7 protein-coding genes are annotated in these 6,977 nt (G+C 42.3%); 1 reads left to right on the plus strand and 6 read right to left on the minus strand.

The window, feature by feature from the left end; translation table 11 throughout:
• Positions 1-124: 124 nt before the first annotated feature.
• The 3 genes from yqeH to ACYQ4S_RS10160 all read right to left on the minus strand — a co-directional run bounded on the left by yqeH (position 125) and on the right by ACYQ4S_RS10160 (position 2,115).
• Entirely contained in the window at positions 125-1,249 is a 1,125-nt protein-coding gene (gene yqeH, locus ACYQ4S_RS10150; RefSeq protein WP_459770951.1) for a ribosome biogenesis GTPase YqeH, read from the minus strand.
• Positions 1,227-1,772, minus strand: coding sequence for a YqeG family HAD IIIA-type phosphatase (locus tag ACYQ4S_RS10155; protein WP_091479026.1), 546 nt, complete (start codon positions 1,770-1,772; stop codon positions 1,227-1,229). The genes yqeH and ACYQ4S_RS10155 overlap by 23 nt, the downstream gene beginning before the upstream one ends.
• 91 nt (positions 1,773-1,863) lie before the next feature.
• The gene (locus ACYQ4S_RS10160) at positions 1,864-2,115 is read right to left on the minus strand and encodes a YkuJ family protein (protein ID WP_091479027.1); all 252 of its coding nucleotides are present in this window, start codon (positions 2,113-2,115) and stop codon (positions 1,864-1,866) included.
• 187 nt (positions 2,116-2,302) lie between these two features.
• Between ACYQ4S_RS10160 and ACYQ4S_RS10165 the strand changes: the two genes are divergently transcribed.
• Positions 2,303-3,472, plus strand: a complete 1,170-nt coding sequence (locus ACYQ4S_RS10165; protein WP_428830633.1) for an aminotransferase class I/II-fold pyridoxal phosphate-dependent enzyme — start codon at positions 2,303-2,305, stop codon at positions 3,470-3,472.
• 173 nt (positions 3,473-3,645) lie between these two features.
• Here the strand turns inward: ACYQ4S_RS10165 and ACYQ4S_RS10170 are convergent, their stop codons facing one another.
• The 3 genes from ACYQ4S_RS10170 to ACYQ4S_RS10180 all read right to left on the minus strand — a co-directional run bounded on the left by ACYQ4S_RS10170 (position 3,646) and on the right by ACYQ4S_RS10180 (position 6,564).
• On the minus strand, positions 3,646-4,509 hold the full coding sequence (locus ACYQ4S_RS10170) for an NAD(P)-dependent oxidoreductase (protein WP_346025458.1): 864 nt from the start codon (positions 4,507-4,509) through the stop codon (positions 3,646-3,648).
• A 67-nt stretch (positions 4,510-4,576) separates the two neighbouring features.
• Complete coding sequence (ptsP, locus tag ACYQ4S_RS10175) at positions 4,577-6,298, minus strand: phosphoenolpyruvate--protein phosphotransferase (RefSeq protein ID WP_346025457.1); 1,722 nt, start codon at positions 6,296-6,298, stop codon at positions 4,577-4,579.
• Complete coding sequence (locus ACYQ4S_RS10180) at positions 6,298-6,564, minus strand: phosphocarrier protein HPr (RefSeq protein ID WP_091482496.1); 267 nt, start codon at positions 6,562-6,564, stop codon at positions 6,298-6,300. Before ACYQ4S_RS10180 ends, ptsP begins: the two co-directional genes overlap by 1 nt.
• Between the last annotated feature and the right edge of the window lie 413 nt (positions 6,565-6,977).

The raw sequence follows: 6,977 nt of genomic DNA on the forward strand, positions 1-6,977 counted from the left end.
GATCTGTTATAAAGCTGTTTAATCCAGACAAGGATTGGATTATATTACCTTCATCGACAGAAATCATCATACGAGCAACGAGAAATTTGGGAAACATAATTTTTCATAGATTATTGGGAGTTACCTAAATTAATTGCTTTCTGATCAGTACATCTACACCCTGAGGGGCCCATGCGGCAATTTTAGTATCTGCTTGATCGATTGAAATCCATCCTAACCCGGAGAATACGATATCAGAGGGACCCGAGGTCACAAACTCATATCGCTTCATACTGGCAATTTCACTGTCCTCAGAAGGTGGAGTAAGCAGTTCCCCTTTCTGACTGGAGTAGAGGTCATCAGCCTTCTCGGTTTTCGTTCTGTGTATATACAAGTCATTAGCAAAATAGCTGACGAATGACTGCTTATCATTTCCGGAGATGTAATCAAAGCGTGCCAGACCGGCAATGAAAAGTGTCTGCTCTTCATTCAGCTGATAACTTTTCGGCTTGATTTCTTTTCTCGGGGTGATTTCCTTGATGTCTTTCGCTGATAGATAATAAGACAGCTGACCTGGCTGAATGACTCCAGGGGTATCGACCAGCATCCGTTCGTCATCGAGAGGAATTTCAATTTTACCGAGTGTAGTACCAGGGAAATATGAGGTCGTTACGACATCGGATTCATCTGTTGCCAGATTGATGATCTGATTTACTAAAGTGGACTTACCGACATTGGTCGTTCCTACAATATAGACGTCTTCCCCTTTTCTTGCTTTTTCGATTTGTTCCATAAGGTCCATTACATGATCTTTGCTGAGTGCGCTGATCAGATGGACGCTATCCGGTCTGATTCCGACCAGGTGGGCCTGTTCAGTTATCCACTGTCTCATTTTAGACTGCTTTAAAGACTTCGGCAGGAGATCGACTTTATTCCCTACGATCATCAGAGGGTTTTGTCCTGCAAATCTCTGTATGCCTGATATAATGCTTCCATTAAAGTCAAAAATGTCCACCAGGTTGACGATGAGCGCATCTTTCTGACTTAATTCATGAAGCATATTAAGGAAATCATCGTCTGTCAGTTCTACATCCTGAACCTCGTTGTAATGTCTCAGTCGAAAACATCGCTTACAATAGACTGCTTCATCTTCGGCTGCTTTTTCGAGTGTCTTAGTCGGTGCATAACCGGATTTCGATTCGTCTTTATCCTGAAGCACTGCACCGCAGCCAATACAATATAGCGTGTCAGTTTGTTCTATTTCTGTCATGTAAACTTCCTCTCCATTTCATATCCGGGTCTTTCTCAATCAGATAATTCATGATTTTCAATTCAACGAACCGGTTCAGTCGGGTATTCCAGGCATCGGAGTCCAGAATAGGTTTAACGAGAACACTTCTGATTCCTGCATGATTGGCTCCTTTTATATCCGTAATGATTTGATCTCCTACCATCATTACTTCGCTTTTATCAAGGTCAAATTCCTCAAGAGCTTTTTTGAACCCTCGCTGAAAAGGTTTCAAGGCATTCGGAACGAATTCAAGATCAAGAATACAAGCTACTTTTCCTACTCTTTTTCGTGTGTTATTTGAAAGGATGATAACTTCGATATCATTTTCCTTCATCAGTTTGATCCATTCAATCGTCTCTTCGGTTGCCTCGGGATTGTTCCAGGCAATGAGCGTATTGTCCAGATCGGTCAGAACTGCCTTGATCCCAGCATTTTTCAGCTGTTCAGGAGTGATCTGATATATCGACTCGACCATCCACGTTGGTTTAAAACTTTTAAGCATCCACTTCCTCCTATTCTGAACTGTATTTTTTTACATAGGGGTTCTATCTAAAAAAAAGGAAGCACACAAAGCACTTCCTTTTGTGCACTTCTTAATCTTCTGTAGATGTTGCAGGTTGAACAAGTTCAAGTATTTCGACAGCAACATAGTCAATATTGTCAAACTCATAGGTCTGCTGGCTTGTACGGTCTTCAAGCTCGAACATGTTGGATTTGCTGTCATATCTAACGATACACTGCTCCTTGCCGTCTCTTTCGAAACGTCTTACCTGCACCTCGTCAGACTGATCTTCACGCATCGCATCCAAGCGACGGATAATTGGTATCAGTTGGGATGGTTTCATAGACTTTCCCCTTCCTACTTCTATTCTTCTTCACTCATCTATTTTACCAGAATTTGTTGTAAATTACAGTAATTGTCTCAGGTTTTACTAAATTCTCCGAAGTCCTCCCTCAACTATTTAAAAATCTCTCTTCAATTCTGTTTATTAAAACTGTATGATAAACTAATAAGTAAAAAAAAGGATGATAATTATGACCAATTCACTTTTCAATCAGGAAGTATTAAAAGCTGAAATATCACAGATCAGACAGTTCGATGAACAAGTCTCTGAATTCGGCGAACTGATTCGACTGACCCTGGGGCAACCTGACTTCCCTACCCCTTCACATGTAAAGGAAGCAGCGAAGCGGGCAATCGATGAAGATTTCTCTTTTTACACGCAAACTGCTGGATACCATCTCCTGCGCGAAGCCGCAGCAGCTTTTGTTAATGAAAAGTATCGTCTGGATTATAACCCAGACTCAGAGATCATCGCAACAGTTGGTGCAACAGAGGCACTCGCTGCCAGCCTTCTGACTCTCCTTAACCCAGGGGACAAGGTAATTATTCCATCTCCGTTTTTCACTCTTTATGAATCTCTGGTCAGATACGCTAAAGCGGAACCTATATTCATCGACACATCTGACACCGGATTTATTATCGATCCTGATATATTAGAAAAAACCATGGAAGAACATAGAGATTCACTGAAAGCTGTTATTTTCAACTACCCCAATAACCCTACCGGGACCACTTGGGATAAAGAGACAGTAATGAAGCTCGCCGACTTATTCAGTCGCTTCCCTGAAGTCATTGCCATCAGTGATGAAATTTATAGTGAAATCGTCTATAATGCGCCCTTTGTTTCATTGGGAGAACATTTGCGTCAGCAGACGATCGTAATCAACGGCCTGTCAAAATCTCACGCTATGACAGGGTGGAGACTGGGACTTATTTTTGCACCTGAGTACCTGGCTGAACAGATAGTAAAAACCCATCAGTCTTTGGTTACCAGTGCATCAAGCATCACTCAGTTTGCCGGCATAGAAGCCCTTACCGTAGGGAAAGATGATGCGCTGCCTATGAGAGATCAGTACCTTAAACGCCGCGATGTTGTTGTAGAAAAACTGTCTGCTCTCGGTTTTGAAATTGCTGAACCTACTGGAGCCTTTTATGTATTTGCTAAAGTTCCGGAAAGACTTAAACAGAACAGTTATGACTTCTGCTACGATCTGGCGAAGGAAACTAAAGTAGCGATTATTCCAGGAAGTGCATTCGGGGATGCAGGAGAAGGGTATGTCAGACTAAGTTATGCAGCTAGTCTTGACAATATCCAAACAGCTATGGACCGTATTGCAGAGTATATGGAAAATAAATAAGCTGGACTACTGGAACACGTCCTGTTTCGAAAAACCTGCAGATTTTCAACAGCACTAGCAAGCCATACGCTTGCTACACATGACACTACACAAAAGAGGAGTCACCCTGAAGTTATAATCAAGGCGACTCCTCTTTTTGCACTTATCAAACGATGAAGCCAATCTATCTCAGTCTAGCCCCACCAGAGCCTGATCAGCGCCTGGGTACCATCATCTTCATGTCCTTTTTCTGCAAGCTGATCGTATAAAGCTTTTGCTCTAGCTGTGGCTGGTAACTTAAGCTTCATTTTATCAGCTTCCTGAAGTGCAATATTGAGGTCTTTGATAAAATGCTTGACGAAAAAGCCTGGGGTATAGTCTTCCTTAATAATTCTTGGCGCATAGTTCTCAAGTGACCAGTTGGCTGCCGCGCCCCCACTAAGAGTTTTAACTACCTTATCCAAATCAAGTTCGGCTTTTTCTGCATAGACCAGCATTTCAGCCATCCCAGTCATCGTGCCTGCAACCATAATCTGATTAGCCATTTTGGTATGCTGACCGCTACCCGCCGGTCCATGATGTTCAAGTGATTTCGAAAAGAGTTCAAGAACTGGCCTGCAAGACTCAAACACTTCTGACTCCCCACCAATCATGATGGTCAGCGTGCCATTCCTTGCGCCCAGGTCTCCGCCGGACACCGGAGCATCCAGCGCCTGCCCACCAGCCTTCACAGCAGTGCTGTATATTTTTTCTGCTAAAGAAGGCGTACTGGTTGTCAAATCGACTGCCATTCTGTTGCTGAAATCCGTCTGAAAGATTCCATCATTCCCATAATAGACCTCTTCTACATCACGAGGGTACCCTACCATAGTAAAAATCAGCTCTGACTCACGCGCCACCTCGGCTGGTGTATCCTTCCAGCTTGCTCCAAGTCTGATTAGATCCTCAGTTTTTGATTTTGTACGATTGTAGACGGCGACCTCATACCCTGCATTAAGTAAATGTTTCACGATCGACTGTCCCATGACTCCTGTACCGATAAACCCTATCTTTTTCATCAAGTAGCCTCCTTTTTATGTATAGCAAAACAGACTGGGTCAGGTTAAGACCCAGTCTGTTTATCGATTATGATACGTATTGATCGACCAATGCCATCACTTCTTCAGAAGTGGTGCATTCTGTCAGAGCTTTATCAGCTAGTTCTTTCATTTCAGCTGTATCAAGCTTTCTCAATAGGCTTCTAGTTTTCAGAATACTCGTCGCACTCATTGAAAACTCATCCAGTCCTAGTCCCACAAGTAGTGGTACAGCGATCTGATCTCCTGCCATTTCTCCACACATTCCGGCCCATTTGCCTTCACTGTGCGCAGCATCGATTACACCTTTGATTAGGCGAAGGATCGATGGATTATATGGCTGGTATAAATAAGAGACGCGTTCATTCATGCGGTCTGCTGCCATAGTGTATTGGATCAGGTCGTTCGTTCCGATACTGAAAAAGTCTACTTCTTTAGCAAACTGATCAGCCAGCACTGCTGCTGCCGGAATTTCGATCATGATTCCCACTTCAATCGAATCAGATACCTCAGTACCTTCTTCAATCAATTTAGCTTTTTCTTCTTCCAAAATGGCTTTCGCAGCTCTAAACTCAGGTAAAGTCGCAATCATAGGGAACATGATGCGAAGTGTGCCGTGAACTGAAGCTCTTAATAAGGCTCTCAATTGCGTACGGAACACACTATCCTGGTCCAGGCTGACACGAATCGCGCGGTAACCTAGGAACGGGTTCATTTCTACAGGCAATTCAAGATACGGCAATTCTTTATCTCCGCCGATATCCATTGTTCTGACAACTACCGGTTTGTCTCCCATGCCTTCGAGAACTTTTTTGTAGGCATCAAACTGCTCATCTTCAGATGGTAGTTCAGCAGAATCCATATAAAGGAATTCGGTACGATAAAGTCCAATCGCTTCCCCACCATTATTGATTACCCCTTCAAGATCTTTAGGTGTCCCGATATTGGCAGCCAACTCTACGTGCTTTCCATCTTTGGTCAGGCTAGGCTCGTCTTTAAGACGATCCCATTCTGCTTTCAGCTGAGCAAACTCTTCAGCTTTTTTATTGAAAGAAGATATAATTTCCTCGGAAGGGTTGATGATTACTTCTCCTTCCATTCCGTCAACAATTAAATAATCCTCTTCTTTAACGAGTTCTGTAATGTTCTTTGTTCCCACAATGGCAGGAATCTCAAGAGAACGGGCCATGATTGCTGAGTGAGAAGTTCTACCTCCGATATCAGTTACAAAGGCTTTTACATACTTCTTATTTAACTGGGCAGTATCACTAGGTGTAAGATCTTCAGCAATGATTATGACTTCTTCATCTATAGTAGCTGGAGAAGGCAGAGTCACGTTCAGCAAACGAGCTAGTACTCGTTTTCTAACATCTTTGATATCAGCTGCACGTTCCTGCATATAAGCATTGTCTTCCATGCCTTCGAACATAGCGATGAATGTATCCGTCACTTGTTTGAAAGCAAAATCTGCATTGACTTTGTCGTTATCGATTACAGCATGTGTCTGATCAATCAGATCAGGATCAGACAATACCATGACATGAGCATCAAAGACTTGTGCTTCTTCTTCACCTAAAGATTCAGCGGCTATGCTGCGGATCTTGCCCAGCTGCTCTTTAGACTCATCGATTGCTTTAGTCAGACGGTCTTTTTCGGCACCCGTGTCAGTAACACTTGTTTTTTCAACAGTTAAATCAGGCTCGATAAGTAAGTAGGCTTTAGCTTGAGCAATTCCATCGCTCGCTGCAATTCCAGATACTTGTGAGGTCATTATTCAGCCATTCCCTCATTCTTGATTGTCTGATCGATTCCTTCGATCGCTTCTTTTTCGTCTGCACCTTCAGCAGTAATAGAAACGTCAGCACCTTTACCAACACCTAGAGACATAACGCCCATGATTGATTTCAGATTAACAGATTTTCCTTTATATTCTAAAGTGATATCTGAGTTGTATTTGCTCGCTGTCTGAACCAGTAAAGTTGCTGGTCTAGCGTGAATCCCTGTTTCTGCAGTTACGTTGTATTCTCTTTTTTCCATTATGAATTCTCCTTTAATAGTAGATAGTATGGTAGAAATGAGCATTATGAGAGCGCTTCATGAACATTCGATCGCTGCACCAACATGTTCCAAGCTTATCATACTACCCTTTCTTCCATTACAGATTACCATTTTTTTCCTATACCTACAACTATTTTTTACTAAATCTCATTTATCACTTGAAAGTCAGTAATGGTCAGAGTATAATTAATTATAGAAAGGTCAGTAATGGTCAAAAAGATAGTGCTTCTAGTAAGCCTATCAACTGACTTTTATCCAATATATTACTCAAGTTTCGCACCCTGATCAAACCTTGGAAAGCCTATCGGCTTAAGGTTAATCAACTAAATCAAACAGTGATGTGTGACGGATTGGACTCACTTCCAGCTAAAATTTCTTTAAATGAAGTCGGT

This window comes from Alkalibacterium sp. s-m-28 (assembly GCF_054658175.1).

Bases quoted from the DNA above. Each gene is read 5' to 3' on its own strand.
- yqeH (WP_459770951.1), bottom strand. From the start codon at position 1,249: ATGACAGAAATAGAACAAACTGACACGCTATATTGTATTGGCTGCGGT.
- ACYQ4S_RS10155 (WP_091479026.1), bottom strand. From the start codon at position 1,772: ATGCTTAAAAGTTTTAAACCAACGTGGATGGTCGAGTCGATATATCAG.
- ACYQ4S_RS10160 (WP_091479027.1), bottom strand. From the start codon at position 2,115: ATGAAACCATCCCAACTGATACCAATTATCCGTCGCTTGGATGCGATG.
- ACYQ4S_RS10170 (WP_346025458.1), bottom strand. From the start codon at position 4,509: ATGAAAAAGATAGGGTTTATCGGTACAGGAGTCATGGGACAGTCGATC.
- ptsP (WP_346025457.1), bottom strand. From the start codon at position 6,298: ATGACCTCACAAGTATCTGGAATTGCAGCGAGCGATGGAATTGCTCAA.
- ACYQ4S_RS10180 (WP_091482496.1), bottom strand. From the start codon at position 6,564: ATGGAAAAAAGAGAATACAACGTAACTGCAGAAACAGGGATTCACGCT.